At 37.8% G+C, this 26922-nt stretch carries 33 protein-coding genes and 1 tRNA gene; 6 read left to right on the top strand and 28 right to left on the bottom strand.

All coding sequences use genetic code 11. The features are described from left to right. The first annotated feature begins 285 nt into the window (after nt 1-285). Both istA and istB read left to right on the top strand, forming a co-directional pair. Nucleotides 286-1836 carry an IS21 family transposase gene (gene istA, locus FR7_RS08465; RefSeq protein WP_007951521.1) on the top strand — a complete coding sequence of 517 codons (1551 nt, stop codon included), beginning with the start codon at nt 286-288 and terminating at the stop codon, nt 1834-1836. Then, nucleotides 1826-2602 carry an IS21-like element helper ATPase IstB gene (gene istB / locus FR7_RS08460; RefSeq protein WP_007951519.1) on the top strand — a complete coding sequence of 259 codons (777 nt, stop codon included), beginning with the start codon at nt 1826-1828 and terminating at the stop codon, nt 2600-2602. Before istA ends, istB begins: the two co-directional genes overlap by 11 nt. 374 nt (nt 2603-2976) lie before the next feature. Here the strand turns inward: istB and FR7_RS08455 are convergent, their stop codons facing one another. From FR7_RS08455 to FR7_RS08430, 5 genes are all read right to left on the bottom strand, one after another. Further along, nucleotides 2977-3348, bottom strand: a complete 372-nt coding sequence (locus FR7_RS08455) for a type II toxin-antitoxin system RnlB family antitoxin (protein ID WP_007930543.1) — start codon at nt 3346-3348, stop codon at nt 2977-2979. Nucleotides 3349-3371: 23 nt separating this feature from the next. Further along, the gene (locus tag FR7_RS08450) at nt 3372-4454 is read right to left on the bottom strand and encodes a type II toxin-antitoxin system RnlA family toxin (protein ID WP_007930544.1); all 1083 of its coding nucleotides are present in this window, start codon (nt 4452-4454) and stop codon (nt 3372-3374) included. A 137-nt stretch (nt 4455-4591) separates the two neighbouring features. After that, nucleotides 4592-4879 (bottom strand): hypothetical protein, encoded by a 288-nt coding sequence (locus tag FR7_RS08445; protein WP_007930545.1) that lies wholly within the window; start codon nt 4877-4879, stop codon nt 4592-4594. Nucleotide 4880: 1 nt separating this feature from the next. Continuing rightward, nucleotides 4881-5258: a hypothetical protein gene (locus tag FR7_RS08440; protein ID WP_007930546.1), complete on the bottom strand. Its 378-nt coding sequence runs from the start codon at nt 5256-5258 to the stop codon at nt 4881-4883. A gap of 240 nt (nt 5259-5498) precedes the next feature. Beyond that, nucleotides 5499-5738: a hypothetical protein gene (locus FR7_RS08430; RefSeq protein ID WP_007930547.1), complete on the bottom strand. Its 240-nt coding sequence runs from the start codon at nt 5736-5738 to the stop codon at nt 5499-5501. A 39-nt stretch (nt 5739-5777) separates the two neighbouring features. Between FR7_RS08430 and FR7_RS08425 the strand changes: the two genes are divergently transcribed. Next, nucleotides 5778-6368 (top strand): hypothetical protein, encoded by a 591-nt coding sequence (locus FR7_RS08425; protein ID WP_237715535.1) that lies wholly within the window; start codon nt 5778-5780, stop codon nt 6366-6368. Between the two features lie 169 nt (nt 6369-6537). On the opposite strand, the gene FR7_RS08420 is transcribed toward FR7_RS08425, so the two are convergent. The 16 genes from FR7_RS08420 to FR7_RS08360 all read right to left on the bottom strand — a co-directional run bounded on the left by FR7_RS08420 (nt 6538) and on the right by FR7_RS08360 (nt 16692). Continuing rightward, nucleotides 6538-6927 (bottom strand): single-stranded DNA-binding protein, encoded by a 390-nt coding sequence (locus FR7_RS08420; RefSeq protein ID WP_007930549.1) that lies wholly within the window; start codon nt 6925-6927, stop codon nt 6538-6540. A 28-nt stretch (nt 6928-6955) separates the two neighbouring features. Continuing rightward, on the bottom strand, nt 6956-7702 hold the full coding sequence (locus FR7_RS08415) for a hypothetical protein (protein ID WP_007930550.1): 747 nt from the start codon (nt 7700-7702) through the stop codon (nt 6956-6958). 21 nt (nt 7703-7723) lie between these two features. Continuing rightward, entirely contained in the window at nt 7724-8374 is a 651-nt protein-coding gene (locus FR7_RS08410; protein ID WP_007930552.1) for a P-loop NTPase family protein, read from the bottom strand. A 34-nt stretch (nt 8375-8408) separates the two neighbouring features. Further along, entirely contained in the window at nt 8409-9242 is an 834-nt protein-coding gene (locus FR7_RS08405) for a phage replisome organizer N-terminal domain-containing protein (protein WP_007930553.1), read from the bottom strand. Between the two features lie 26 nt (nt 9243-9268). Beyond that, nucleotides 9269-9508, bottom strand: a complete 240-nt coding sequence (locus FR7_RS08400) for a hypothetical protein (protein WP_007930554.1) — start codon at nt 9506-9508, stop codon at nt 9269-9271. 75 nt (nt 9509-9583) lie between these two features. Then, entirely contained in the window at nt 9584-9898 is a 315-nt protein-coding gene (locus tag FR7_RS08395; protein ID WP_007930555.1) for a hypothetical protein, read from the bottom strand. A gap of 95 nt (nt 9899-9993) precedes the next feature. Further along, complete coding sequence (locus tag FR7_RS08390; RefSeq protein ID WP_007930557.1) at nt 9994-10581, bottom strand: ERCC4 domain-containing protein; 588 nt, start codon at nt 10579-10581, stop codon at nt 9994-9996. After that, nucleotides 10575-11276: an MBL fold metallo-hydrolase gene (locus tag FR7_RS08385; protein WP_007930558.1), complete on the bottom strand. Its 702-nt coding sequence runs from the start codon at nt 11274-11276 to the stop codon at nt 10575-10577. The genes FR7_RS08390 and FR7_RS08385 overlap by 7 nt, the downstream gene beginning before the upstream one ends. Continuing rightward, the gene (locus FR7_RS08380; protein ID WP_007930560.1) at nt 11276-12145 is read right to left on the bottom strand and encodes a recombinase RecT; all 870 of its coding nucleotides are present in this window, start codon (nt 12143-12145) and stop codon (nt 11276-11278) included. The genes FR7_RS08385 and FR7_RS08380 overlap by 1 nt, the downstream gene beginning before the upstream one ends. A gap of 1 nt (nt 12146) precedes the next feature. Next, the gene (locus FR7_RS23810) at nt 12147-12314 is read right to left on the bottom strand and encodes a hypothetical protein (RefSeq protein ID WP_007930562.1); all 168 of its coding nucleotides are present in this window, start codon (nt 12312-12314) and stop codon (nt 12147-12149) included. After that, complete coding sequence (locus tag FR7_RS08375) at nt 12315-14279, bottom strand: AAA family ATPase (protein ID WP_007930563.1); 1965 nt, start codon at nt 14277-14279, stop codon at nt 12315-12317. It lies immediately after the preceding gene. A gap of 86 nt (nt 14280-14365) precedes the next feature. Then, nucleotides 14366-14494 (bottom strand): hypothetical protein, encoded by a 129-nt coding sequence (locus FR7_RS24435; RefSeq protein ID WP_007930565.1) that lies wholly within the window; start codon nt 14492-14494, stop codon nt 14366-14368. A gap of 115 nt (nt 14495-14609) precedes the next feature. Then, nucleotides 14610-15809, bottom strand: a complete 1200-nt coding sequence (dcm, locus tag FR7_RS08370) for a DNA (cytosine-5-)-methyltransferase (protein ID WP_007930569.1) — start codon at nt 15807-15809, stop codon at nt 14610-14612. Between the two features lie 12 nt (nt 15810-15821). Beyond that, on the bottom strand, nt 15822-16004 hold the full coding sequence (locus FR7_RS24150) for a hypothetical protein (protein WP_139181552.1): 183 nt from the start codon (nt 16002-16004) through the stop codon (nt 15822-15824). A 206-nt stretch (nt 16005-16210) separates the two neighbouring features. Further along, nucleotides 16211-16468 carry an excisionase family DNA-binding protein gene (locus FR7_RS08365; protein ID WP_007930572.1) on the bottom strand — a complete coding sequence of 86 codons (258 nt, stop codon included), beginning with the start codon at nt 16466-16468 and terminating at the stop codon, nt 16211-16213. A 32-nt stretch (nt 16469-16500) separates the two neighbouring features. Beyond that, complete coding sequence (locus tag FR7_RS08360; RefSeq protein ID WP_007930573.1) at nt 16501-16692, bottom strand: helix-turn-helix domain-containing protein; 192 nt, start codon at nt 16690-16692, stop codon at nt 16501-16503. A gap of 215 nt (nt 16693-16907) precedes the next feature. On the opposite strand from FR7_RS08360, the gene FR7_RS08355 reads away from it, so the two are divergent. From FR7_RS08355 to FR7_RS08345, 3 genes are all read left to right on the top strand, one after another. After that, on the top strand, nt 16908-17345 hold the full coding sequence (locus FR7_RS08355) for a helix-turn-helix domain-containing protein (RefSeq protein WP_007930574.1): 438 nt from the start codon (nt 16908-16910) through the stop codon (nt 17343-17345). Nucleotides 17346-17367: 22 nt separating this feature from the next. Then, a complete protein-coding gene (locus FR7_RS08350; protein ID WP_007930575.1) occupies nt 17368-17787 on the top strand; it encodes an ImmA/IrrE family metallo-endopeptidase in 420 nt (139 codons plus the stop codon). A gap of 67 nt (nt 17788-17854) precedes the next feature. Next, nucleotides 17855-19087 carry a site-specific integrase gene (locus FR7_RS08345; protein WP_007930576.1) on the top strand — a complete coding sequence of 411 codons (1233 nt, stop codon included), beginning with the start codon at nt 17855-17857 and terminating at the stop codon, nt 19085-19087. Nucleotides 19088-19205: 118 nt separating this feature from the next. Here FR7_RS08345 and FR7_RS08340 read toward each other — a convergent pair. From FR7_RS08340 to FR7_RS08310, 7 genes are all read right to left on the bottom strand, one after another. Beyond that, a tRNA-Lys gene (locus tag FR7_RS08340) sits at nt 19206-19281 on the bottom strand. A gap of 181 nt (nt 19282-19462) precedes the next feature. Further along, nucleotides 19463-20869 (bottom strand): NADPH-dependent glutamate synthase, encoded by a 1407-nt coding sequence (gene gltA, locus FR7_RS08335; RefSeq protein ID WP_007930578.1) that lies wholly within the window; start codon nt 20867-20869, stop codon nt 19463-19465. Then, nucleotides 20854-21708, bottom strand: coding sequence for a sulfide/dihydroorotate dehydrogenase-like FAD/NAD-binding protein (locus FR7_RS08330; protein ID WP_007930580.1), 855 nt, complete (start codon nt 21706-21708; stop codon nt 20854-20856). The genes gltA and FR7_RS08330 overlap by 16 nt, the downstream gene beginning before the upstream one ends. Before the next feature lie 202 nt (nt 21709-21910). Continuing rightward, a complete protein-coding gene (locus FR7_RS08325) occupies nt 21911-23578 on the bottom strand; it encodes a formate--tetrahydrofolate ligase (RefSeq protein WP_007930582.1) in 1668 nt (555 codons plus the stop codon). A gap of 98 nt (nt 23579-23676) precedes the next feature. Beyond that, nucleotides 23677-24549, bottom strand: coding sequence for a bifunctional methylenetetrahydrofolate dehydrogenase/methenyltetrahydrofolate cyclohydrolase FolD (gene folD / locus FR7_RS08320; protein WP_007930584.1), 873 nt, complete (start codon nt 24547-24549; stop codon nt 23677-23679). Nucleotides 24550-24619: 70 nt separating this feature from the next. After that, on the bottom strand, nt 24620-25468 hold the full coding sequence (locus FR7_RS08315; protein WP_007930586.1) for a UbiA-like polyprenyltransferase: 849 nt from the start codon (nt 25466-25468) through the stop codon (nt 24620-24622). Then, nucleotides 25461-26921: a menaquinone biosynthesis decarboxylase gene (locus FR7_RS08310; protein WP_007930587.1), complete on the bottom strand. Its 1461-nt coding sequence runs from the start codon at nt 26919-26921 to the stop codon at nt 25461-25463. Before FR7_RS08310 ends, FR7_RS08315 begins: the two co-directional genes overlap by 8 nt. Nucleotide 26922 lies beyond the last annotated feature (1 nt).

Here is a 26922-nt window from a genome sequence, read left to right as displayed (position 1 = left end):
TAAGCAAATTATTCCAACAGATGTATCTTTTAATTGTCCACCAATCTCAGAAAACCAAAGAGCTCCTTTATCAATGTCTTGGGTGGATATCCACGGTTCAATTGCTTGTAATACGCACTTTAACCAAGAGTTTATGAGTATTCTGGACTAAACTGTACCACCTGTCCGGTCTAACGATACCGCAATTCCGATGGAATGATACCGGCATTCCGCCAGTGAGTACCACCATCCTATAATAGAAATATGCATTTAATGATGCAAATTTTATTATGGGAGGTCAGAATAATGACCAAGTACCGGGAAATCTTAAGGCTTCATTCACTGGGATTGAGCCAAATGAACATTGCTTTAAGCTGCAGTGCTTCCAAAACAACAGTGAATCGAGTTTTAAAAAGAGCTGCTGAACTCAGTTTATCGTGGCCACTTGATGATAAGCAAACAGACTCTGTTCTCTCCGAAATGTTGTTTTCATCAACTCAAAAGAACGTTTCGGAAAAACGACTACCAAACTACGACTACATTCGCAACGAACTTTTAAAAAACGGCGTCAGCAAGAAATTGCTCTGGGCTGAATACATGGAGGAATGCAGGCTTAACGGTGAAGAACCTTTTATGTACTCACAGTTTTGTCATTATCTTCAACTTGATGAACAAAAGCGTCGTGCGACCATGCACATCAGTCGCAAACCTGGTGAGCAGGTTGAAGTGGATTGGGCCGGTGATCCAGCTAAAATTATTGATCCCGATACAGGCGAAGTCACTGAAGCCTATCTTTTTGTTGGTGTTATGACCTATAGCCAGTACGCTTATGTAGAAGCTTTTATCAATGAAAAGCAACGAGCATGGATTACAGCTCACGTTCATATGTATAACTACTTTGGGGGTGTGACAAAAATCCTCGTTCCTGATAATTGCAAGACGGCTGTGATTCATACGAAAGATTGGTATACGCCAAAGCTTAATGCAACCTATCATGAAATGGCTGAACATTACGGCACTGCAATTATTCCAGCTAGAATTAGAAAACCAAAAGACAAAGCAAATGTTGAAGGCGCTGTTGGCAACATTTCCACATGGATAACCGCTGCGCTTAGAAATGAACAATTCTTCTCATTGTTAGAGCTTAACGCTGCAATCCGAGAAAAACTTGAAACATTTAATTCAAGGCTTTTTCAAAAGAAAGAAGGTAGCAGGTGGAGTCTCTTCCACCATGAAGAGTTGCCCTTTCTAAGCCCACTACCAGCTACCTCTTACGAACTGGCTGAATGGAAACAAGCCACAGTTCAGTTTAATTATCACATATCACTTGAAGGAATGCTATATTCTGTACCATACGAATATATCAAACGTAAAGTTGATGTGAGGGTAGCTGATCGAGTGATAGAATTATTTTATAATCATAATCGGATTGCATCTCATAAGCGTCTTTACGGCCGCAAGGGGCAATACAGCACTACCTTGGAGCACATGCCTCCAGATCATCAAAAATATTTAGAATGGAATGGAGATCGTTTTAAGCATTGGGCTCAGCGAATTGGCCCCAATACCCATAAAGTCATTACTGCCATTCTAGTCTCCAGTCGCGTGGAGCAACAAACCTATAAAAGTTGCATGGGGTTACTTAAGTTGGCTGAAAGACACTCAGAATCACGTCTTGAAGCAGCTTGTGAAAAAGCTTTGAGCTATACAGCAAGTCCAAGTTATAAGAGTATCAAAAATATTCTTGTTACCGGGATTAAAGAAATCTCAAAGTCGAATACTGTGGAACCCTCAAAGAACAATTATGGTGTAACACGCGGTGCCAACTATTACGGAGGTAGAGGCAATGATAAATAATTCTACCATTGATAAACTCATAGAAATGCATTTAACAGCAATGGCCGATGCCTATCGTCAACAAGTGTCTGACCCTAAGATGAAGGATATCGATTTTGAAGACCGCATAGGAATGATGGTCGATATTGAGTATACAAGAAGAAAGAACAATCGCTTGTATCGACTTATAAAAAATGCTGATTTTGAACAACCTGATGCTAGTATCATGGCAATTAACTATTCATCTGGTCGAAAGATCAACAAAGATTTGATTAAACGCCTTGCGACTTGCGAATACATCACAGAATTCAGAAATATTTTTATCACTGGCGCAACTGGTTGTGGTAAAACTTACCTTGCAAATGCCTTCGGTATGGAGGCGTGTAAGCATTACTATAAAACTCAGTATGTGCGCCTTCCTGATTTGCTTTTAGATCTTGAACATTCAAGAAGCGAGGGCAATTACAAAAAAGTAATGGTGAAATATTCAAATCCGATTCTGTTGATTATTGATGAATGGCTACTGTTAAAGCCTACTCCAAGTGAAGCAAAAGACATTTTCGAACTTTTGCATCGGAGAAGAAAACGATCTTCCACAATCTTTTGTTCTCAATACCGCCATGAAGGCTGGTATGAGCAGCTTGGCGGCGACGATTCGCCACTTGCCGATGCCATTCTTGACCGAATTGTTCATGATTCGTATAAAATCAACATCGAAAGCGTTGATCCAACAAAAGACATATCTATGAGAGAAGTCTACGGACTGGATAAGCAATTAAGCGAATAATAATTTAGCGGTATCGTGTGTCCGGACAAGCGGTATCCACCGCACCGGACGACCGGTACCGGTCAACAAGAATATTCAGTTTAATAGTTCAGCCACTGCCATACTTTTTTCTCCAGACCAACTAATAAAGACTTTCAAAAAAATCGCTCCTATCGTAACATTATTGTAGATAACAATAATTTCTATATAATTACAATAAATCCCTTTAAAGTAAAAAATAAAGCCGCCTCTATTTGGACGGCTTTATATATTCCAATATATCTGACTTTAAAAATAGTTTATCCCGCTGTGTTTGCTTTACAGGAGATAAATTTTATTAATAATAAAAAACCGTCTTACCCAAAAGGTAAGACGGCAATATTTATTAATAAATATTAAATAGCAATTCCTTTAGCTATCATTTTTTTTTGAATGCTAGTTAAGAACGAGAAGTCCATTTTATCTATCGAATCCTTATAAAATTCCGCTGAAAAGCTTCTCAAACTGTCATTCTTATTAATGTTAGTGTACTCAAAAGACTCACGCACAATGTTAACTCCGTTAAAATACGCTTTTGCATATCTCTCTCTTGTATTGCCATTACTAAGGAAAAAATCAAAAATAACTTCAATACCATCATTAGTAAAAGAAGATATTTCTTTTTCTACTTCTGCAATAAATTTGAGTGGGGATAAGTATGTTGTTGAAAAGATCATACATATATCTTTCTTATTAATGCTAATAATCTTAATATCAAATCTTTTCATCATCCTTACCTCCTTTATATTAATTATACTATGTAATATTCATCAATCAATGCTAAAATTGTTAAAATAATTCCTTTTGCATCTTCGCTATTTTCAAGTTGAATAGTTTCATCTCCAAATTCATCTGGATAATCCCAATGAAAAATTTTATGCCTATATATAACTAAATGCTTATATGCTTTTTCGTAATACGAAATTTTCGTCGAAGTCCCAACTATAGATCTAACTGGTTCCAATAAATAAGCCTTATCAGTATAATTATTAAATTTAAACATTTCAAGTGTGCCAAATCTATTTGGAGAATTGATCCCATAATCATTAAATAATGTCAATTTTATATGCCCTTCAAGAGCTCTTAAAACTTCAAAGGTCAATTCTGTACAAGTATACTCTTGACTAGTTATATTTAAGTTGTACACGGCTTTTAATAACGACTTTTTGAGCTTATCTGTATGTTTATTATAAGAGTTTGGCAAATAAACATTAAATTGATTTTCAACTTGTTCTTTTTCTATATTATATCCATAATTTTCTTCAAGTGTTTCAACTACTTTTTCTACATCTACTAATTCGTTAAAATACGAAGTTATTACATTGTAGAGTAAAAGCGGCCTTCCTTGAACTCTTGCACGTTTCGTACTTTTAGTATAAACAATAGTTACTTTATCAGACCATTTCCCTTCAAATTTAGTGATATTACTGTTTTCACTATTTTGTTCTGATAAAATTGAAGAACAATTCTCAGTATCTTCTTTTATTAACTCTATAATAGAATTATATTCTTCAACACTAATATTTTGAAATGTCATGCTTCTATTATTTTCATCTTTTCCAGCCATTACACATAATGCATTTGTTGAAATATATTCAGCTATCTTTAGCTTTACATCTTGCTCTTTTCCATTAGTGGTTTGTATGGTAGTTCCGCCTTTATTATTAAAAAAGAAATCTAAAAATAAGGCCTTACCATCCAAAACTAGATTATATCTAATATTAAATTGATTATTAGTAGTTTTACTTAAAGAATATGTTGAATAATTATCTTTAGCATAATTCATGAGAGCAATCTCTAAATTATCCCTGTTAAGTTTTAAGTCCTTAAACAATATTCTTCCCCCAAAACAATATAAATATACTTGTCCTTAAGTCTATTCATCTAACTTTGTTTTGTCAATACAATATATTCAGATTATAAGTCTAGAAGATAAAATCCGTCTACCTATTAACGTAGACGGATTAACAATCACTTATACAAATTAAAACTCAACTTTGATACTGAGGGCTTCTTCATAGCCTCCTTCTTAGATTTACCAGTACTATCACCGCCCCCATGTACCTTTACCCCCTCTGGCAAGCTGCACGACCTATATTGCTGCTGCTGTTGCCACGATTTTATGAAGGTATTATCTCCAGTATCATTTACATGTAGCTCCGCGCCGCACTCAGGGCAACGAAAGAAACTATTTACTAGATTCATTGCTGTTGTTTCTCCATGTATAGCGCAAATCCCGCAATTTATTTGTTTAGCCATGCTATTCCTCCCCTTTATTGAAGCAGCTTTCACATTTCCACGACTTAACACTTTCATCAGATGTTTTGTCCATCCATTCATCATAAGAAATGTCTTCGCCGTCAATAGTTCCTTCTGTAATAATCCCACAATCCACGCATTTACCTTGTAGATTGTAATGTTCTACGTATATTTCTTGAACTGAGCTATCAACCATTACGCTCACATCACAAATGGCTTGCCTGAGAAATATTTCATCGTAACTATCTAGATATGTATCATCGCCGCAAGTTTTTTGATCTATTTCATTTAATTCTTCAACCATATCTAAATCATGCATAGCCTCAAAAAATCTTTCTAACAACTTCTTCTCATTTTCACTATTTACGATTATTTTCATAACTTCCCCCTTAACCACGTTTTATTTTCATCCCGCATTAAGCACGTTTCCCTACACTCACACTCGCTACAATTGCCACTTAACTTTTTGCAATTTTCTTCCAGCCTGTACCAATCAGACACGCCAGCCTCAAACGTGGTGCATGTACCACTCACATTAATGACAATGCTCTTTTCATCCATATTTTGAGTGCAGCAATCTTCCCAATAAAACTTACACCTTGAATTCATGCACATCATGTTAATTGCCAAGACTGCCCACCCCACTTTCATGCACAATCTTATAATCCTTGCTAACTAAAGCCTTACTCCATACCTGATAATGTTCATGCCCCATATCCACCACAACATAAGGAATACCCTTTTGCGCTGCCCATTCGTCTGCCCTCTGCTTTGCTTTGTAAAGATACTCGTCTATCATTACTCGCTCTGCTGGCTCATGGTAAAATTCTAAGGTTGCTTGATCTGCAAAGTCGGTCATAGCTTGTCCTCCTATCATTTTTAGTCAATATTGGTTATAATGGATATAAAAGGAGATGATTATTTGATACGCAATTTTATACTTGTTTTAACCTTTATACTTTTTATTACGCCTTGCACTTTCGCTGCCGATATGACAATATATGAAGATAATGACTACCATTTTAAATTTTCTTATCCCTCTGATTGGAAAGTACATCAATATAAAATAGAAAATATTTCTGTTACTGGACTAAGCCCTTTAAGAAAAGATCCTCTTAATTCATCAATACCTACTTTTGAAGTAGATGTTCAAAATTATCCTATAAAAAATATTGATGAAGTCTTTTCAAGTCAATCTGTTAATAAATTAATTAAAGATTTTCAGGAAGATCCATTAAGCAAAAAAATATCAGTCGATGTAATAGTTGCTGATTATTTTGTAACGCACCTAAAAGATAAAAAAGCTATTTTTATCAAAGCAACCATACTTATGCCCTATCTTAGCAACAGTAAGTTTGTCGAGGAACGATACGTTATTTTTCATAACTCTAATCGTTACGATATTAGTTTCTGTGGAACACTCGATGACTTAAATAACAATCGAAAAATCATGGAACAGATTTTAAACTCCTTTGAGTTTTCGAAATAAATTTATACCATCAGCACTTCCATAACCCACCAATAAATAGTTTCCATCAACCATTTATTTTATTGATTAAACGTGGTATAATCGTAAAGCCATCGTTTATTGGTATAGAAGCAGCCCCCTTTACTTTTCCACAAAGGTAGAGGCGGGCTGTTTCTTTATGCCCTAGCACTCAGAATGGAATCTCTTCCTCTGGAAAGACCTCCGTCCCAAACTTATCCATAGGACTGCTATCTGCCGCCCTATTACTGGCAGGATTCTTACTATCAAGAAATTCAATGTTCTGCACTACTATATCAGCCTGTCTGCGCTTCTGTCCGTCCTTCTCATAGTCGCGGATTTGTAAGCGGCCCTCTACTAAAACCTTGCGGCCCTTACCTAAGTTATTACCAACGACCTCAGCAAGCTTTTCCCATGCCACCACAGGTATATAATCTACCATCTTATTCTCGCCAAAACCGTTGTCTACCGCTACGCTAAATTTCGCTACAGCTTTACCTGTTTGCGTATATGTTACTTCTGGATCACGTGTTAGGCGACCAACTATAATTACTTTATTCATGCTGCATACCCGCCTTTATAACTGTTGATTAACTGTATGATGCTTCCGGCTCTTTCTCTGGTGTAATTTCGTCACTTTCACTATCAATATCCATAATGAGCTTTGTTCGTGCTTGGCTAAGTCTCATTAACAATATTTCAAAACTATTTAAATGCCTCATGGAACCAATGTCTTTAACAGAATCATATGAAATATCCCATTGATTTTCTTTATCTCTGTCATAGTGACTAATTCTTAAGGCAAAATTCATTTTATCATCATGTTCACACTCAAGGGCCAAGGTTGCATATTGAAACGAACTCCAACTTCGCTTATCGTCATAATTAACATCAAGAGTAATTTCAACGTATTCATATGTTGGTTCACCATCATCATAATTAACTTCTAAACCGTGAGTTTCTACGTTTTTAGCGACATATTTACTCCAAATTTCAAATAACTCACTAGCTTTAATTACCTTTCTATCTTCCGGCAGCATTAGTTCTTTAAAATTCTCTAACATATTCTTATTCTCAAATGAAGTACCTTTCAGTACGTCAACCAAAACGTTGTCTAGTTTTATAAGATACTCCGAATAGTCATATTTTTCGAGGTAAGGAATCATTACGGACTTGATTTGAGTTTCAATTATTTTCGTGACATCCCCATAACTACCAAACATATGATCAAGTGCATTCTTCACGCCTTTTTCCAACTGTTCCTCAATCAATTTCTCAATACTTCCATCCTCAAGTTTCTTGCTAATTACATCCTTGATGCTATTTTCTAAGTTCATTTTTATCCCATCCTCATTTAATTATTTTATTCTTCGGTCTTCCCCGTCCATTTCAATTGTGGTGCATAGCCCATTTAGCCTGGAATAGATTGCGCCTCCGTGATTTTCGCCGAAACGCCGCTCAATAACATCCCGATCCTCTATGTTGTAATTCGAAGTAAAGATCGTAGTTTTGCTATTAATAAGCCTGTAGTCGATAATGTCATATATACGTTGGGGCCACCATTCAGACTTACAACCATATTTACCAACGTCCTGAATTATCAATGCTGCAACGCCTTTCCATTTGCCCATTAGTGCATATTCGCATTCACCAGACTTATCACTAAATGTCTCTTGTATCTCATTTGCCATATCGACCTCACGCTTTACCAATGTGCGTATACCTTCATCCAGTAACATATTGGCAATAGCATTGGCGGTATAACTCTTCCCTGTACCATTCTCGCGACTCCAAATATAAAGCCACTCAGCGCGATTCCACTTGTTTTGTAGGTAATTGTAAGGCCCCTTATTGTAACTGTCGATCTTTGCCTTTCGGAAGGTTTCTGCAATATCCTTGCCGATCAATCCGCTTTCAGATAGCATTTTTGCTTTTACCTGTTTTTTACGGCATTCAGTGGTTAAATATTTAATGCGATTGCCCTCATAATCGTTATATACGCCATCCACACAAGCCTCACAATGCTGTATAGAGTGTGGACAATCAATCTTCCCACTCACTAGCTTTTCGGCTACGTGTTGGCGTGGAGGGTTTCGTAATATTTGTTGCCTTAGTCTTTCTAGTGGATTGCTGATACTTTCCATTCTTTGGGCCTCCTTCCACTTGATTTAAATAGCCGTCAAACTTAGTGCCAAACAAGGTAATGGGCCTTATGTATTTCGCTTGCTCCGTTCCGGCCCATTCCTTATATTTCTTATCAATAACAGTTTTAAAATCAGTAAGGCCGTACCCTTCTTTCCATCTAGCGCGAATACACTCTTTATGCTTGTCAGTAGCTTTAAACTTAGTGCCAGCTTTCTGATTAAGAAGATCAATAATATCCTGATAAGGTATTACTTCTTTATCTATCTCTTTATCTTCTTCTATTTCTTCTTCTATTTCTTCTTCTACTGCGTCACCACTCGTAACGGTTGCGTGACTGTTACGTAACATTTTTAAGTTTTCTCTATGCTTCTGCATTCGCAATCTAGACTGTTCTCGAATCTTGTCCATACCTTCAATGTTCTGGTATTCCTGCCATGAACTAACACACAAAACCTCTTTATCTCTATCTATCATATTTAAGTTTTTAAAAGTTTCTATTGCTAGTTTTATAGTGTTGAGAGGTATGTTAAATTCATTTGAAAGCATTTCAACTGTGTATGGTATGTTTTCAGTCAAGAAAATAAAGCCATTTGAATTACATTTACCTGCGGTAGTTAAAAGCATTATCCAACATAAAAGAATGTCATTTCCTTCCGGTAAAGTTCTAATGAATTTAATTTTCTTGTTATCAAACATATCAACATAAATTTTGATCCATTGGACATTTGCCATAGTTTCACCGCCTACCAACTGCTAAATTATCTACGTCTACGAGGTATCTTACTTCTAACACCTTCAATATCAACGAACCGCTGTATAATATTAAAAACTTCCTTCGGTTCTTGGTTTGCTTTTAACGAATCTTGCATTTGCAACAATTTATCATTTTTACCAGCATCGATCAGCGCATAATAAGCCAACGCCCATATATCACCGACAAATTTTATTGATAATTCTTTATTCCAACTTATGGAAGGCTTTGTATTTATCGCTTCCACGCTATCAACTCCTATGTATAATTTTTTCGTGAATTGGGTATGCTCAAGATATGGAGTCTAGGGGTTTTGAGGCCCCTAAAATATTTCTCCGCAAAGAGTGCAATAATCATAGTCCGGCTCTTTAACGCACTCACCAGGAATATAGCTCCATTTTGTTGCGATAAACTTATCTGGATGAGGGCAAATTGGCTTAAATTTTTCATACCTAGTGTCGTGCTGATTCTCGTAATAATTGCACCTAGAACATTTCTTTTCTGTCCATCCATATATAGAACCGTAATAATCATGGCGAATGTGCCTTTCAGAGTAATAAACTTCACCTTTAAGTATCTTATTACCGCATGAACCGCAACCGCATTTCTGATTCCTTTTGGCAATTAATCTTTTCATTTAGCCCCACCCTTTCCGCATACATCGGGCAACTCGTTACCTTATCGCACTCGCCGCAAGTCTTAAGACACTCTCCGTAATACTTGCAATACTCTTTATGATTCTGACATGTTGGACAGAGGCAAGGCTGCTGCTTCATGTGGAATAGCTCCTTCCTTTAGCTTCTCGCGCAAAAAGTAATAAAACTGTCTGCACATATGGCCCGCAACTTCCTCCTTGCTTATAAACTCAATATGTATCTTGTATCTCATTTTGAAAGCTGCCAACGTTGCCAAGAATGACTTTTTGTCATACTGCGTCTTATAATCCTCGCTTAAAATCTTGTCATAGCTACCGTCCTCAATTAGCAAGGTGAAAAACTCACATTTACTTCTAAGTAATTCAGATTCAAATTGTTGGCGACCAGTTGTAAGATTTGAAGATATTTCTTCAAGAGAATTTTTGCGCTCAAAGGCTATTTCATCCGTATAATAAATATCTACTGGTATATTAAGGTCTTTATTTGCAGGTAAGAATATAGAGTAGTCACCTGCATCAAGCTTTTGCTTCTTAAAAGGAACTTTCGCCTTAGTCAAATAGTTTGTAATATGCTGATTTACGTTTTCGCGAGTGTCTATAATTACGGTCATAGACTTTAGCAATACTTTTAGTTCTGCCTCAGTAAACTTGCGTTTTCCTAACATGCTGCACCTCCGATAAAAACCATCTTTCCAGTCAATTCCGCAATTTCCCGTTTGAATAAACCCTCATTCGAGTTTCCATCTGACAAATGAATCAGCCAAATTTCATGAATTTTACTTAAGTCATTTGCTTTAAGAAATTCTTTGACGTTTTCAAGACTAAAATGCGATTTAACGAGTCTATTTTTCATGACTGGGGGTAAGTGTCCAAGCTCTATATTTCTATCCAATATGGCGTAACTGTGATTACACTCAATGAGTAAATGAGTCACGCCAGTAAATTTATAGCGGCAGTAATATGTATCTGTTATATAGAGTATTTTTTCTACGCCATTACTTAGTAAGTACCCAAGGTTAAAAACATCATGCTCCAATTCGAAAGGTAGAACTGTCCAAGTCCCTATTTTGAATTGCTTTAGTGGCTCAACAATCTTCACCCTATGGCCCGAAATGTTCAATTCTGCCGCCGTTTCCTGTGATATATAACAATCTATACCGACCTTGATAAAATCGCTTACAGCCTTGCTATGGTCGCCGTGTGAGTGAGTAATCAAAACCCCTGCAATACTAGACACTTTAAAATCAAGTAGCTGCTGTATTTTTTTGAATTGTAACCCTACATCTAGCAAGAGGGGGAAGTTACCGCCTATGCGGTAACAATTCCCTTTGCTGCTAGAACCAAAACATTGAATATCCATTAGAAGTTAGGCCCTTGTTTTGGCTTTTCTGCGTCAACTTTTTCAGGATGCTTTACAGGTTCATGATCTATGTCGATTAACTCACTATTTGCGTCTTCGGCAGATATATCAATCGTATTGTCGGCATATGTGTAGTCAATAACGTTCCCTTGTTTATCTTCCTTTATTACTGATTGATCCGCTAATACAGCGGTTTGCATGTCAATGCTCATAATGCCCCATTTGCTAATTAGCAGCTTAAGAACCGTCTTAAGGGCCATTGCATCAAAGTCGGTTGTCCATTTGCTTTTATTACGAATAAAATCTTTTGGGCTTTTATAAGTTTGGCTATATTTTTTAGCATGGGCCTCTACTTCTTCCGCGGTCATATAAAGATACTTTTCAAAACCATTAGTCATTTTCAGGTAAGCGCAATACCCAATAATCTGGTCAGATATTTTTTTATCAAAGTCGAATACAATTTGACCAGTTACACGGTTCCTTGAAATTAACTCTCCTTCGTATACCTCAGAACAATTTAATGCTTCATACTGTGCAGTCCTCATAGCAAGCTGCACAAATCCCTTGTACATCATTTGAAACTGGCAAACGTCCACAAAATTATTATCTATCTTAGTTTTATAAGGCACTAAAGCAGCAAACCCTAAATTTGGATTAATCGGCAAATCTAATGTAGCGGCAATACTAGCGGCTGACAGAATAGTCTTGGGATCACATTTCTGCAAAGCTGCATTACCATTCGTAACAGTCATAATCGAAGACATAAATCCTGCGGACTTTTTACCAAGCATATCCTCAAAGCGTTTTTTAACGCCTACGTTACTTAATAACCCTTGAAGGGATTGAACTGTTGATAATTCATTTGACATATTATTTTTCACCTCGTATGAATTTTTCTAAGCACATAATTTCATCTAAGAATACTGATATTTTCCTTACATCTTTTTCCTGATTAAATTCTTTCATAAGATTTATTTTTAAAGTCTGATTATCTTTCATGCACTGAATGTACGATAAAATTTGCAATTTATTAGGCATTTACAAAACCACCCTTTCAACTCTCAAGGCTTTATCTGGTTCGCTAACCACTAGATTTATAAGCTGCGCTTTTGTGTCTATCAACCTTACAACTGACTCGCGATTATCTATGAAGATTGGGGCTTCAAATCCGTAATAATCAGATAGAGTATTGATGATATCAAGGCCTACGTTAGTTCGTGCAGCTTGGTTTAATCCTGCGCCATACGGTACGCCGTTTGGCCCTAAAGCGGTGCAACATTCATCCAGACCACCATTGACTTGAATATCAAACATTTTGAATTGAGTAAACTTGAATTTACTGTTTATCCGTTCTTCTAGTAGATTGACCTTAGTCCGTGTAAATTGCTCAGTGAGAAATAATTCTTGCTCAAGCTTTTCAAATTCAGCACTAAGAGTCTCTTGTTTCTTGGCTAATTCATTAATCCGCTTGTCTATATCTTCTGCTTGTTTAAATTTCAGCAATGTAGATGATTTTTCATTAATTTGGCTAGTAAGCTCTTTGGCTTCTTTGTCTAATCCATCAATCAACGAGTTCGTTTCAGTTTGCAAAATGTTGATTTTGGCCAGAACTGATTCTTTGAATTTAAGCTCATTAGCGTACTCGGCATTCGTTGCAATGTCGGGGATTTTAATTGCTTCAAGCTCTAATTGCAACACTGAAATACTAGTCTCTAAATTTTCTTTATTACTACCATGAGAAATGATTTCTGTACGTAATTTATCAATTGATTTATGGGCATTATTAATATTTTCAGCTTGAGCCTTTCCTTGCTTTTCAATAAATTCAAGCTCACTTGATTTTTTAAGGTTAAATTGCGTTAAAGCCTTATTAGCAGCTTCTTCAATCATTCCTTTAGGTAAAGATTGACCGCATGTTGGACAAGAGCAATCACCATTAGAGGTAAAAACTTTATCGTTTTCTTTATGCCAATCAGCTAATAACTTTTCACGGTTTTTACTATAAGTAACGATATCGTTTTCAAGGTTTTTAACTGCTGTTTCTTTTGATTTGATAGCGTTTTGGACAGTAACTAAATTCATTTTTAAAGCTCTAAGGGACTGTTCTTTTACAAACTTAATATCGCTAGTTTCTGACCTAAATTTGGTCTGAATATCAAGCAGTCTTGATTCTGATTGACTTAAAAGTTTTTGCTGCTCGGCAATTTCCCCGCCTTGCTCTATACGGCTTACTTCTTGGTTTTTGGCATTGCGCTTTTCTGTCAAGTCTTCAATTTCAGCAGCAGTTAATTCTTTATCAAGGCCGATTAAATCAGGTTTCATAAGGTTATTTTCATTAATAAGACCAGGAATTTTTTCAAGTTCCTCATTGATAGCTTTACGCCTTGCAGCAATCACCTTTTTATGATCGTCTAGCGTCCTGCCTTTTAAGATACTAGGCAATGTTGTAAGGGATTTATCAGAGGTAATTACATCCTCGTCGGAGATATCGCCGCAAATATCAAGTAATGTTTTACGCTTGTCCTTCCAGTGCAATTGCTCATTAAAATATGCAGGATTAGTAAGAAGCCTAAAAACATCTTCATTCACAATGCTGGCAATATATTTTTCATACTCTCCCTTGCTCTTTGGCACTCCGTCAATGAAATGATTAGTTTCATGACCAGTAAATTCACTAGTAACGCCGCCGCGCTTTTTAGTGTACTTTTCAACATACTCTTTTTTCAAAGAAACTTCGTTACCATCAATCAAAAACACACCTTCAACCTCATGACTGATAGCCGGAATAACTACGCCATTATTCATAGTCTTAATACCAAAATCAGTTTTGTTTTGAGTATCTTTGTTGAAGAACAACCAATTAACTGCATCGGCTATACTTGTCTTACCTGTACCGTTATCTCCAAAGACCATTAAACTGTCACCATTTGCCTCTAATGTAAAATCCTTAAAACCCTTAAAGTTTTTAACGATCATTTTCATAAGTATCATTTTTTTTGACATTTCCATTCCTCCACGTTATAATTTCAGTAAGTTAATTTTCATAGTCCCTCGAAGAAGTCCGTCTGCAAACGGGCTTTTTCTCATTTCTACCATTGCGCCGGAACTGCCAACGCAACCACCAGGAAGATTATTAATAAGATTATATTTTCTAAGCACGTTTCAATAAATTTGTCATTCACTCGCTGTCTTTTGATGGCATCCTGAACCTTTCCCACTCTAGCACCTCCTTACTTTTCGGTTTCTTGCACTCTTTAAGACTAGGACAATAAATGTAATGCGTTTCGTCTTGCCTAGTTTTCGTGCAGGTTTCATGAGTCATTGCGACCTCCTTTAAATTGCAATTTCCAAATAATCCGACTTGGCAATTTGTCCAAAATCTGCATGAGATAAAAGATGCACTATTACGTCTGCTGTCCAGCCATTGCCTAGACACTTATAACGTTGGGGAACGCTAATCCCTTCTGTGTAATTGTCGGGTAACGTTTGTAGCCTTTCACCCTCTATAGGCGTTAACTTTCTTATGTAACCCTCAACTAAAACTCCGTGGCGATCTTGCGCTGTAAGAGTGTAAAATTTATTACCATTGCTAAACCTTTGACCATTTTGTCTTTTATTAATTCTGTCAGGCGTGATACAACCAAATAAATACTGACCCATCTTAGCAGCCCCCCCACCAGCTTCTCCGCACAGGGTTACTGCCTTGTCGTGAATATAGTAAACTCTATTCGCTTGACTATCTTGCCTGAAATACCCAACCTTGCCCTTTTTAACTTCTTTATCTAATATTTGCAGAGTCTTATCAAACGGCACTATATATTCCGCTAGGCACTCCATAACAAAATTACCGTTCCAACTTGCGTATTGTCGCGCCGTCATGGTGATTGCTTTATTTGCATCTAACGAACAATATTTCTTGCCTAGTTGAAACTCAGCATTAGCCTTAAACCACCTCGCCCACGTTCCGCTTATGGCATAATCCATATCTGCGTTCTCATGAACTATATGTTTAAGCAAAATCCCCTTATCTTTCGGCAATGTGATGCTGGGAATGTTGGTCCAATACATGCGCTTTCTATTTTGTGCTGATACTAAAGCTGAATTAATCTCTATCGGCTCTACACCTAGATAACTGGTTATCACATCTTGATACTCTTTTTTCATCTTCACATTTTCAAGCAAGAATACTACATTTGGATTAACAGATTTAATATGTTCTAAAATTTCCGCATAAACAAAGAACAGTTTACTTCTCGGATCATCAAAATTAAGTTGCAATCCTGCGAAACTAAATCCCTGACATGGCGATCCACCGATTACAATCCTTATACTTGACCAATCAATATTCCACTCTCGCCATTTTGTAATATCACCTAACTGAATAGTATTAGGATAGTTTTTTTGCGTAACTTGAATTGCATTTTTATCAATTTCACTAGCATAATATTTGGCTACTTTTATACCTGCTCTTTCGAGAGCTACTTGACCACAACTAATTCCATCAAACAGGCTTAATACGTTGATTCCTTGCATTTTCTGCCTCCTTCACTTAAATAATTTCTTTTCGGTAATGAATCCATTACTGTTATGAGTATTTTTAGAAAAGCCTTTTTTAGTTCTGCCATGCGACTTTCTAGCACTAGCAGCAGACAATTCATTGGCATACTGCTCTAACCTGTCTAATTTTTTGAGAAAAGATTTTACCGACATTAACCAGCTATCACCCACCCTTTCGACTTGATTTTTGCGCTCAACTTGTTCATCTTTTGAGCGTACTTTTTAACTAGTTTTCTTGACTCAGTATCATTGTTACGACTGAGATTATGTACTACCTTACGGCAGTATAGTAGGGATATGATTGTCTTGTAGCGTCCTGCCATGTGGTTATGCTCCTTTTCCTCAAATAGAAGATATACTGTGGCAATAAATAGAGGTTAGACTTGCATCCATTCAATCAATCTCGCTTTTACAAATCGTTTTTGCGTTCCAACTTCTTTAAATGGAATTTGCTTTTTACGGATTAAGTCATATATCTTCCAACGAGATATTTTCAAGAATTCAGCTGCTTCATAAGTGGTGAGAATTTCTTCTATTTTGGATTCTTTTAATGGTTCTGGTTTTGGGGCAGGCGTTCCGCACTCAGGGCAAAATTTCGCTTTTGGCGTAAGGTCTATGCCACATTTGCAAGTCATATAAGCACTCCTTTTTTAATTCATTTGTTTTTTCAGGTTGTTGGAAAGACATATCCTACTTTCTCTCCTAATGCTAGTGATATTTTTTTCATTGCATCTAAGCTTGGATTAGTACGTTTACTTTTTGCCAATAGGTGAATATAAGTTGGGGTTAATTCTGCCTCCTTGGCAATAACACCATAACTTAAGTGCTTCTTTAATCTGATTTTGTCAATGTTGTTCACGGAATCACCGCCCTTTCTTAAACTGTGAGTTTATCTTATCATGAACTAATAGTTTGTTGAAACCTTTAAATAAACTTATAGTTTATCATATTTCATCAATTAAATAAACTTATTGTTTATTTTCTCACGTTTCCTTAATATATCTCAATATTTCATTGCATTATATTAACTGTTAGTTTATAATTGGATAAACTAACAGTTTGTGAGGTGATTTTATGGTCGGCGATAATCTTCGCAATATTATGATGGAAAATAAAATTCCAGCTAAAGAACTCGCTGGAAAATTGGGTATAAGCCCAACCCATCTAAGTTATGTCATAAATAACAAAAGAAATCCCAGTTTAGAGTTAATGGAAAACATAGCCAATATTTTGGGTGTTACTATGAGTGAACTGCTTAAAGATAATGATGGTGAAGGTCTAAAGGAAAAGTTACCTCAATCCTCTCTATTACCAAAAGAAGAGCGAGACATTGCCCGCGACTTAGAAAAAATGCTCTCTAATCTAGAGAACCAAGAAGCTATGTCTTTTTACGATGGTGAGCCTTTAGATGAAGAAAGCAAGGAATTGTTGCGTATTTCTTTAGAAAACTCAATGCGCCTCGCCAAACAAATGGCAAAGAAAAAATTCACACCTAATAAATATAAGAAATAGCCTCAAGGGAGGGTTTTCGTAGATGCGTAAAAAAATAGCGAAAAAGTTAATTAAAAAATTCCACACAAATTGCCCTTTCCAAATCGCTAGGGAGATGGGCGTAGTTATCCTTTTTGAAAGGTTAAAAGATACCTTGGGATACTTTAATACATACAAACGCATTAAAATAATTCATATCAATCAAGAACTTAACGAATCGGAACAACAATTTGTATGCGCTCATGAACTAGGGCATTCTATTCTTCATCCAGAAGTAAACACGCCTTTTCTTAGAAAAAATACTCTTTTTTCTATTTCTAAAATTGAGCGAGAAGCAAACGAATTTGCTGTTGAACTGTTATTACCAGATACCTTGCTGTATGAACATCAGGACGTGTCATTATCTCATCTTGCAGCAAACAGCGGAGTACCACTGGAATTATTGCATTTAAAAAATAGATAGAAATAAAAAAAGACACAGCCCCATAAAAATGGATAAGCTGTGTCTTAATTATAAATTGGAGGTAAAAATGGCAAAAGGTCGCATAGAAAACCGTCATAAAAGTAGTTATACTCTAATAATCGATGAAGGAATTGATCCCGAAACGGGCATAAGAAAACGTTGGTCGAAATCCGTAAAGACCGATGACGAGAGCGAAGCACAACGCCAACTAGATATTATCTTAGGGGAAATAGCTAATAAAACATTTATCAAGTCGCCTAATTTAACTGTAGAACAATACTTCACCAACTGGCTTAAAACACCAGAAGCGAAAAGATTGGCCCCTAAGACGTTTACAAGTTATAAAAAATGCGTAGACCTTCGCATAGTGCCTTGGATCGGTAATACTAAAATTGGAGATTTAACCCGATCTCAATTAAAGAATTTTTATCAGCGAATTTACGAAGAGGGCAGATTGGCTGGCAGAGAGGAAGATAGCAAAAAAGGCCAACCAGTAAGCAAAAGAACCGTCTTATATCACCATCAAGTAATTAGGCGCATTCTCAACCATGCTGTGTATGAAGATGAAATTTTACCTAGGAATGTTGCGGATAAGATTACTATTCCAGAACCGCCGGATCAAGATTTTGACGAAGACGAAGACCTTGTAAAAGTCTTCACAGCAGAGCAAATAACCACGTTGGAACGTCATACCATAGACACTGACTATTACGCATTGGTAGCACTAGCCCTCCGGACGGGAATGAGGCGCGGTGAATTATTAGCTTTAACATGGGATAGTGTTGACTTTGACAAATCAACGATTTTTGTTAAACGTTCTATATCATACACCCCTGACAATGGTTGCATATATAAATCCACTAAGAATAAAAACAAACGCATAATTGAAGTCACTAGTGAGGTACTTGATATATTAAATTTAGTTAAGGAAAAGCAAGAACAAGCTAAAAAAGATGCAGAATCAAATAGAATAGAAAATGAGGAAAATGACGAAATTATACCGCAATATACTGATAATAATTTAATATTTTGCAGGAACAATGGACAGTCTATCCACCCCGACACCCCTTCATCATGGTTCCCTGGATTTTGCATTGATTGTGGACTTCCGCGCTTAACCTTCCACTGCTTACGCCACACACACGCAAGCCACCTACTAGCGGAAGGCGAAGATATTTCATATGTATCAAAAAGATTAGGTCACAGCGATATTACAATAACTTATAAAACATATTTTCATTTTATCCCATTAGAAAAGCGAGATTCTATAAAAAGTATAGAAAGTAAGTTTAAGAAATGAGTACTATTGATTAGTGCAGATTGGTGCTGTATATTTTTTTATGCCCACCATTGGCAACGGTTTTGGCAACGATTAAAATAAAAAAGCCTCCACATAACCTGCGGAGGCTTGAATTTACTGGTGACACACCGGGGAATCGAACCCCGAACCTACTGATTAAGAGTCAGTTGCTCTGCCAGTTGAGCTAGTGAGTCGTATTAATTTCAGCAACATTTATATGATATACTAAAATGCTATAATTGTCAACCATTTTATCTATTTTATTCGATCACCAGCCACCCTGAGCTCTCCTTCTCCAGCTGGAAGTTAAGAAGATTTCGATAATCTACTAAAATTCAGGTGGGATTTGAATTCCACCTGAATTTTGTTTTTTTATTATTTTGCTTTCTTTTCCTGCAGATAACTGTCAATAGCTGCTGCAGCCTTTTTGCCTGCACCCATGGCTAGTATAACCGTGGCTGCACCTGTTACAATATCACCACCAGCAAATACACCTGGTTTACTGGTAACTCCAGTTTCTTCATGAGCAGCAATGTTGCCCTTTTTATTCGTCTCTAATCCTTTTGTGGTAGATTGCACTAAAGGATTAGGACCTTGCCCAATGGCGATAATGACAGTGTCTACTTCTAATATAAATTCAGAATTTGGAATTTCAATGGGACGGCGGCGCCCAGAGGCATCGGGTTCACCCAGCTCCATTCGTACGCATTGAAGACCTGTGACCCACCCATCCTTATTGCCGATTACAGCGGTAGGAGCTGTGAGAAATTGAAAATCAATGCCTTCTTCTTTTGCATGATGAATCTCTTCTAATCTAGCTGGCAACTCCGCTTCCGAACGGCGATATACGATATAGGAGCGTTCTGCACCTAAACGCAGAGCAGTTCTTGCTCCATCCATGGCAACGTTGCCACCACCGACAACCGCTACTTTTTTTCCTACATGGATGGGTGTACCGCATTCCGGGAAACGATAGGCTTTCATCAAATTGCAGCGAGTCAAAAATTCATTGGCAGAATAGACACCATTCAAATTCTCTCCTGGTACTCCCATAAAGTAAGGAAGTCCTGCTCCTGTACCAATAAATACAGCATCAAAGCCTTCTTCTTCCATGAGTTCATCAACGGTAAAAGTACTGCCAATTACAGCATTCACAACAATTTCCACGCCGAGCTTGCGTAGATTGTTAATCTCTACTTGTACTACCTCGTCCTTTGGCAAACGAAATTCGGGAATACCATACATCAAAACGCCGCCTGGCAAATGCAAGGCTTCAAAAATCGTAACTTTATACCCCTTTTTCGCTAAATCACCTGCTACGGCCAGGCCTGCCGGTCCAGAACCAATGACAGCTACTTTCTGTGCATCAGGGGCATAATCAATGGCAGTGATATGTTCCCCTTTATTCCGTGCAGTATCCGCCACATAGCGTTCTAGACGACCAATACCTACTGCTTCCCCTCTCTTTGCCAATACACAGTATTTTTCACATTGCTCTTCTTGCGGACATACCCTGCCACAAACTGCTGGAAGGCTATTCACTTCTTTTATTTTTGCTATGGCTACGTCCATATTTCCTTCTTTTACTTCTTTAATAAAAGCAGGAATATCAACCTGTACAGGGCATCCTTTACGGCAAGGTGCTGTTTTGCATTGCAGGCAGCGTGCCGCTTCTGCTTTTGCCAGTTCTTCCGTATAACCAAGGCTTACCTCGGAAAAATTCTTTGCCCGTACTTTAGGTTCTTGCTCTGGCATTGGGTTTTTATTTAGTGAGAGTGACATTTACAGCCCTCCTCTCTTTTACCAGCAATATGCTCACTATGCTGTTTTTCATGAGGCTTGTACATACGCTGCCGGGCCATTAAACTTTCAAAGTCAACTTTATGAGCATCAAATTCGGGACCGTCAACACAAGCAAATTTATTCTCCTGACCGACGGAAACTCTACAGCCGCCGCACATGCCAGTACCATCCACCATGATCGGGTTCAGGCTGACGACTGTAGGAACACCATAGGGTCTGGTTGTTTCTGCAACAAATTTCATCATAATAACAGGACCGATCGCGACTACTAGACTGATGCTTTTATCGGAGTCTAATAACTCTTTTAGTGGTTGGGTAACCAACGCTTTAATCCCCTTTGAGCCATCATCTGTTGTAATAATCAATTGATCACTGACTGCTGCCATTTCTTCTTCATAAATTAAAATCTCTTCAGAACGAGCACCAATAATGGAAATCACTTCATTACCTGCTTCTTTCAGACCACGAGCGATAGGATATACTGGTGCTATACCGATACCACCGCCTACACAGACTACCGTACCAAACTTCTCAATATGAGTAGGTTTACCTAAAGGACCAACTAAATCTAATAAGAAATCCCCTTGTTGTAAGCGGCCTAACTCAAGAGTAGATGCGCCTACTTCTTGAAAAATAAGGGTAACACTGCCCTTTTTCCGATTAAAATCGGCAATGGTTAGAGGAATACGCTCCCCATGGTCATTTACACGCAAAATAACAAATTGTCCTGGTTTGGCTTTTTTAGCAATAAGAGGTGCCTCCACCTCAAAAAGTTGAACACTTGGTGCCAACTGCTGTTTTACAAGAATTTTATACACAAGAAACCTCCTTCAATTAAGGAAAGGTAAATCCCTTACCAATTTCACCTTCCCAGAAACTTCTCGAATCGTAATGCAAGTAATAGTCCAATTTTTATTAATAACAATGTCTTTAATTTTATCGTTTTCTCATGATAAGTCAATACTTTATCAATTATGATTCACCATTTATAATGAAAACTGTCTCACTTTTTGCTTCTACTTAAAACAAACCAATAATTTTTCCTGCATTATCAATATCCATTTTTTCTGCCGCTGGACGTTTGGGCAGCCCTGGCATGGTCATCACTTCGCCTGTCAGTGCTACTAAGAATCCAGCTCCTGCTGCTACTCGAATTTCACGCACAGTAATGGTAAAGCCAGCAGGTCGTCCTAATTGAGTCATATCATCACTCAAAGAGTATTGAGTTTTAGCCATACATATCGGTGTTTTATCAAAACCTAACGCTGTAAGCTCCTTAATTGTCTTCTCCGCTTGAGGAGTATAGCTAACCCCTTCGGCACCATATATTTCCCTGGCAATAGTTGCGATCTTATCCTTGATGGATGCATTCACATCATATAGATAGTTGAAATTGCCAGGCTGCTCACAAGCTGCGAGAACTTTTTTGGCCAGTTCTATGCCGCCTTGGCCACCTTTAGCCCAAACTTCTGATAAGGCAACCTCAGCACCCAACTCCACACATTTTCGTCTTACAAATTCAAGCTCTTGGGAAGTATCTGTAGGAAACGCATTAATAGCAACGATTGCTGGCAAACCAAATTTCTGCATATTTTCAATATGTTTTGTCAAATTCGCCAAGCCTTTTTCTAAAGCCGGCATATTTTCTCCCACTAACTCTGTTTTAGGTACGCCACCATGCATTTTAAGAGCACGAACAGTAGCGACAATTACCACTGCATCTGGCTTGATCCCCGCAAACCGACACTTAATATCCAAGAATTTTTCAGCACCTAAATCGGCACCAAAACCAGCTTCTGTAACACAAATATCAGCCAGCTTTAATGCAAATTTAGTCGCCATTACACTATTGCAGCCATGAGCAATATTAGCAAAAGGTCCGCCATGGACAAAAGCCGGAGTATGTTCTAATGTCTGCACTAAATTAGGCTTTATAGCATCTTTAAACAATAACGTCAACGCTCCCGTGACATGTAACGCCTCAGCAGTAATGGGTTCATTTCCATAGGTATAACCAATAATAATCTTACCGATACGAGCCTTCATATCGTCTAAATCACTGGCTAAACATAAAATAGCCATCATTTCAGAAGCAACCGTAATATCAAAACCGCTTTCCCGGGGTATACCATTTATTTTTCCGCCTAGTCCGCAAATAATCGAGCGAAGTGAACGTTCATTTAAATCCATCACACGGCGCCAGGTAATACGCCTAGGATCTAAGCCTAGTTCATTTCCTTGATGAATATGATTGTCAATAATAGCAGCTAATAAATTATGAGCCGTTGTAATTGCATGAAAATCCCCAGTAAAATGTAAATTAATATCTTCCATCGGCACTACTTGCGCATATCCACCACCAGCAGCACCACCTTTCATACCAAAACAGGGTCCTAGAGATGGCTCACGCAAGGCTATAGCAACTTTTTTTCCGATTTGATGTAACGCATCGCCAAGACCGACCGTAGTCGTTGTTTTACCTTCCCCTGCTGCTGTAGGATTAATGGCGGTAACCAGTACTAGCTTACCATCAGGGCGAGTTTTAATCTTTTCCCAAGTTTGTAATGCTACCTTCCCTTTATATTTTCCATAAAGTTCAAGATCATCTTGTGTAATGCCAAGTTGACTGGCAACTTCTTCAATGTGTATCATATGCGCTTCTTGCGCAATTTCAACATCACTTTTCATTTTATATACCTCCTTATATAACTACAGCCAAAGTGAGTACTTGATACAGTCACTTCGTTCAAGTATCATTTGGCTGTAACACTACCGAATGAATTGGTCTACTTATGTTCTTTATGACACTGCAACTGAGCAGCTTTTACCGTATTACTAAGCAGCATCGCAATGGTTAAAAGACCAACGCCGCCTGGTACAGGGGTAATGGCTCCTGCCACTTCTTTTACATCTTCAAAGTTAACGTCACCCACTAATTTTTTATCTGCAAGGCGATTGATCCCCACATCAATTACTACGGCACCTGGTTTCACCATATCTTTAGTTACAAAATGAGCTTTGCCAATTGCAACGATTAAAATATCAGCTTGGGAAGTGATGCTGGGTAAATTGGCAGTCCGAGAGTGACAAATGGTTACGGTAGCGTGACGGGACAATAATAAATTTGCCATTGGTTTGCCAACAATATTGCTCCGTCCAATGATTACTGCATGTTTACCCGCAATTTCTACATTAGCAAGTTCCAAAATTTTGATACAGCCAGCAGGTGTGCACGGTACAAGATGCTCTTGACCGATTGCTAATTTGCCCACATTTACAGGATGAAATCCGTCCACATCTTTATCAGGGTGGATTGCTTTTAAAAGCTCTGCTTCATCATGTTTTAAAGCATCAGGCAATGGTAATTGTAATAAAATACCGTGAATAGTAGTACTTTCATTCAAGATACGAATTTGCTCTAATAATTCTTGCTTAGTGGTACTTGCCGGCATACATATCACTTCTGAATAAATGCCTAATTCTTCACAAGCCTTATGCTTATTGGCCACGTATACTTTTGAGGCAGCATTCTCCCCAACAATGATTACTGCCAGCCCAGGTATAATCCCCTGTGACTCTATAAACTTTTCAACATCCTTGTGCACACTTTTTTTTATCTCTGCTGCAAAAACTTTACCTTCTAATACCGTTGCTGTCATATGATATCCCCCCATGCTGTTTATCTCTCTGGCCTAGAAAAATATTATCTTTGCTTTAATCCAATCTTCTTTATGCCAGAATACTAATTACAGTAAATACTAATAAGGCAATGCTTACTAAGCCATTACGCATAAAATAAGCTTGAGTCACCAAGCGAAAATCAGTAGGGGTGACAATAGAATGCTGATAAATTAATACCAATCCAGCGAGTATTACACCAGCATAATATATTCCATGCATGTTCATAAGCTGCCCTACTAAATAAAAGCCGATAATACTAATCACATGCATTGCTTTACATATCGCCAATGTTCTTGGTATGCCAAAGCGTACTGGCATGGAATGCAGCCCGTGCTTTTTATCGAAAGCAACATCCTGACAGCCATAAATAGCATCAAAACTAGCAATCCATACCCCAACAGCTAACCCAAGCAGGATGATAGGCATGGTAATATCTCCCCGTATCGCTACCCAAGAGCCAATGGGTGCAATGGATAAAGCCAGGCCCAGAACTAAATGACAAGTCCAGGAAAATCGCTTCATATAAGGATAAATGACTAAAGGAAGTATCGCGAAGGGAGCCAATTGTAAGCATAACGGATGCAAATTGGCTGCCGCCCAGACAAATAGCCCCAAGCTGGCTAATGTTAAAAGTATTGCCTCCCAAGGCTTAACCGCCCCGGTTACCATGGGGCGATTTGCGAACCTTGGCTGCAATTTGTCATATTTTAAATCAATACAATTATTTAATGCCATAGCTGCACTGCGCGCACCCACCATAGCCAAAGTAATCCAAAAGAATTCTCTGCCCGTAGGTATACCGCCAGATGCTAATATCGCACCAATATAGGAAAAGGGTAAGGCAAATACAGTATGGGATAATACGATATTATCAAGATGTGCTTTAATTTTACTCAAGACCCAATCCCTTCCATTTCTTGTCAACCATTTCTTTTATTTCAGCTGACATTTCAATTTCATCCGGCCATTCCCGGGTATAGCCTTCGGCAGCCCAGGCTTTTGTGGCATCAATCCCCACTTTGGTCCCCCAGTTTGGCATCGGCGAAGAATGATCCAGTACATCCAGCGGTCCATCCACCATCACAATATCACGGCGAGCATCAATGTTATTATACACGCGCCACCATACTTCATTCATGTCCTGCACATTAACGTGTTCATCCACGACAATAACCATTTTAGTAAACATCATTTGCCCCATACCCCAAATCGCATGCATTACTTTTTTGGCTTGCTGGGGATAGGTCTTCTTTATCGATACCACGGCACAATTATGAAAAACACCCTCTAAAGGCAGATTCAAATCAATGATTTCCGGTAAATTCATTTGCAATACAGGCAGGAAAATACGTTCCGTGGCTTTTGCTAAGAAACAATCTTCCATTGGCGGTTTACCTACGATGGTAGCTGGATAAATAGGATCTTTACGATGAGTAATACAAGTAATATGAAATACTGGGTAATCATCAGCAAGGGAATAATAACCCGTATGGTCACCAAAAGGCCCTTCCCTTCTCAATTCATCAATCATCACATACCCTTCCAGGACAATTTCCGAATGAGCTGGTACTTCTACATCCACCGTTTCACATTTAATCATTTCAACGGATTTTTTACGCAAAAATCCTGCAAATACCATTTCATCAATATCTTTCGGCAATGGAGCCGTAGCTGCATATGTAAGAGCTGGATCAGTACCAATAGCCACAGCCACCTCAATACGATCTTTACCTAATGTCTGATGTGCCCGATAATTTTCTGCCCCATTTTTATGAATATGCCAATGCATACCTGTCGTTTGTCCATCATATACTTGCAAGCGATACATTCCCACATTCCGTTTGCCATTCAAAGGATTTTTAGTAAATACTAAAGGTAATGTAATAAATTTTCCTGCATCACCAGGCCAGCATTTTAAGATCGGAAATTTATCTAACGAAGGCTGATCTTTAATAATCACTTCTTTACATGATCCGCTCTTTACATACTTAGGAAAGTTTATCGCCCGCTTAGCGGTAGGAATAATCTTCAATAGATCTAATTTATTCTGCACAGAAATATAAGGTAATTTGAAGATTTCTTTTACTTCTGCTGCAATATCATCAAGCTTGTCTACACCTAAAGCCAGCGCCATACGCTCCATACTGCCAAAAGCATTCATGAGTACAGGCATATTGTATCCTTTTACATTTTCAAAAAGTATAGCTACATTTTTCTCACCAGACATTTTAGATACCCTGTCAGTGATCTCTGTAATCTCCAGGTCACAATCTACCTCTTCTTGAATGCGCTTTAACCAACCTCGCTCTTCTAGAGCATGAATGAATTCACGTAAATCAGTAAATGCCATA

Source organism: Pelosinus fermentans DSM 17108, assembly GCF_000271485.2.
Classification (GTDB): domain Bacteria; phylum Bacillota; class Negativicutes; order DSM-13327; family DSM-13327; genus Pelosinus; species Pelosinus fermentans.
The sequence above is the reverse complement of the archived record's forward strand: the minus strand, read 5'-3'. Positions and strand labels throughout refer to the sequence as shown.

Excerpts from the sequence above, each read along its gene's own strand:
- istA (WP_007951521.1), top strand. The coding sequence starts at position 286 with ATGACCAAGTACCGGGAAATCTTAAGGCTTCATTCACTGGGATTGAGC.
- istB (WP_007951519.1), top strand. The coding sequence starts at position 1,826 with ATGATAAATAATTCTACCATTGATAAACTCATAGAAATGCATTTAACA.
- FR7_RS08455 (WP_007930543.1), bottom strand. The coding sequence starts at position 3,348 with ATGAAAAGATTTGATATTAAGATTATTAGCATTAATAAGAAAGATATA.
- FR7_RS08445 (WP_007930545.1), bottom strand. The coding sequence starts at position 4,879 with ATGGCTAAACAAATAAATTGCGGGATTTGCGCTATACATGGAGAAACA.
- FR7_RS08440 (WP_007930546.1), bottom strand. The coding sequence starts at position 5,258 with ATGAAAATAATCGTAAATAGTGAAAATGAGAAGAAGTTGTTAGAAAGA.
- FR7_RS08430 (WP_007930547.1), bottom strand. The coding sequence starts at position 5,738 with ATGACCGACTTTGCAGATCAAGCAACCTTAGAATTTTACCATGAGCCA.
- FR7_RS08425 (WP_237715535.1), top strand. The coding sequence starts at position 5,778 with ATGGATATAAAAGGAGATGATTATTTGATACGCAATTTTATACTTGTT.
- FR7_RS08420 (WP_007930549.1), bottom strand. The coding sequence starts at position 6,927 with ATGAATAAAGTAATTATAGTTGGTCGCCTAACACGTGATCCAGAAGTA.
- FR7_RS08415 (WP_007930550.1), bottom strand. The coding sequence starts at position 7,702 with ATGAACTTAGAAAATAGCATCAAGGATGTAATTAGCAAGAAACTTGAG.
- FR7_RS08405 (WP_007930553.1), bottom strand. The coding sequence starts at position 9,242 with ATGGCAAATGTCCAATGGATCAAAATTTATGTTGATATGTTTGATAAC.
- FR7_RS08395 (WP_007930555.1), bottom strand. The coding sequence starts at position 9,898 with ATGAAAAGATTAATTGCCAAAAGGAATCAGAAATGCGGTTGCGGTTCA.
- FR7_RS08390 (WP_007930557.1), bottom strand. The coding sequence starts at position 10,581 with ATGTTAGGAAAACGCAAGTTTACTGAGGCAGAACTAAAAGTATTGCTA.
- FR7_RS08385 (WP_007930558.1), bottom strand. The coding sequence starts at position 11,276 with ATGGATATTCAATGTTTTGGTTCTAGCAGCAAAGGGAATTGTTACCGC.
- FR7_RS08380 (WP_007930560.1), bottom strand. The coding sequence starts at position 12,145 with ATGTCAAATGAATTATCAACAGTTCAATCCCTTCAAGGGTTATTAAGT.
- FR7_RS23810 (WP_007930562.1), bottom strand. The coding sequence starts at position 12,314 with ATGCCTAATAAATTGCAAATTTTATCGTACATTCAGTGCATGAAAGAT.
- FR7_RS08375 (WP_007930563.1), bottom strand. The coding sequence starts at position 14,279 with ATGTCAAAAAAAATGATACTTATGAAAATGATCGTTAAAAACTTTAAG.
- dcm (WP_007930569.1), bottom strand. The coding sequence starts at position 15,809 with ATGCAAGGAATCAACGTATTAAGCCTGTTTGATGGAATTAGTTGTGGT.
- FR7_RS08365 (WP_007930572.1), bottom strand. The coding sequence starts at position 16,468 with ATGACTTGCAAATGTGGCATAGACCTTACGCCAAAAGCGAAATTTTGC.
- FR7_RS08355 (WP_007930574.1), top strand. The coding sequence starts at position 16,908 with ATGGTCGGCGATAATCTTCGCAATATTATGATGGAAAATAAAATTCCA.
- FR7_RS08350 (WP_007930575.1), top strand. The coding sequence starts at position 17,368 with ATGCGTAAAAAAATAGCGAAAAAGTTAATTAAAAAATTCCACACAAAT.
- FR7_RS08345 (WP_007930576.1), top strand. The coding sequence starts at position 17,855 with ATGGCAAAAGGTCGCATAGAAAACCGTCATAAAAGTAGTTATACTCTA.
- gltA (WP_007930578.1), bottom strand. The coding sequence starts at position 20,869 with ATGTCACTCTCACTAAATAAAAACCCAATGCCAGAGCAAGAACCTAAA.
- FR7_RS08325 (WP_007930582.1), bottom strand. The coding sequence starts at position 23,578 with ATGAAAAGTGATGTTGAAATTGCGCAAGAAGCGCATATGATACACATT.
- folD (WP_007930584.1), bottom strand. The coding sequence starts at position 24,549 with ATGACAGCAACGGTATTAGAAGGTAAAGTTTTTGCAGCAGAGATAAAA.
- FR7_RS08310 (WP_007930587.1), bottom strand. The coding sequence starts at position 26,921 with ATGGCATTTACTGATTTACGTGAATTCATTCATGCTCTAGAAGAGCGA.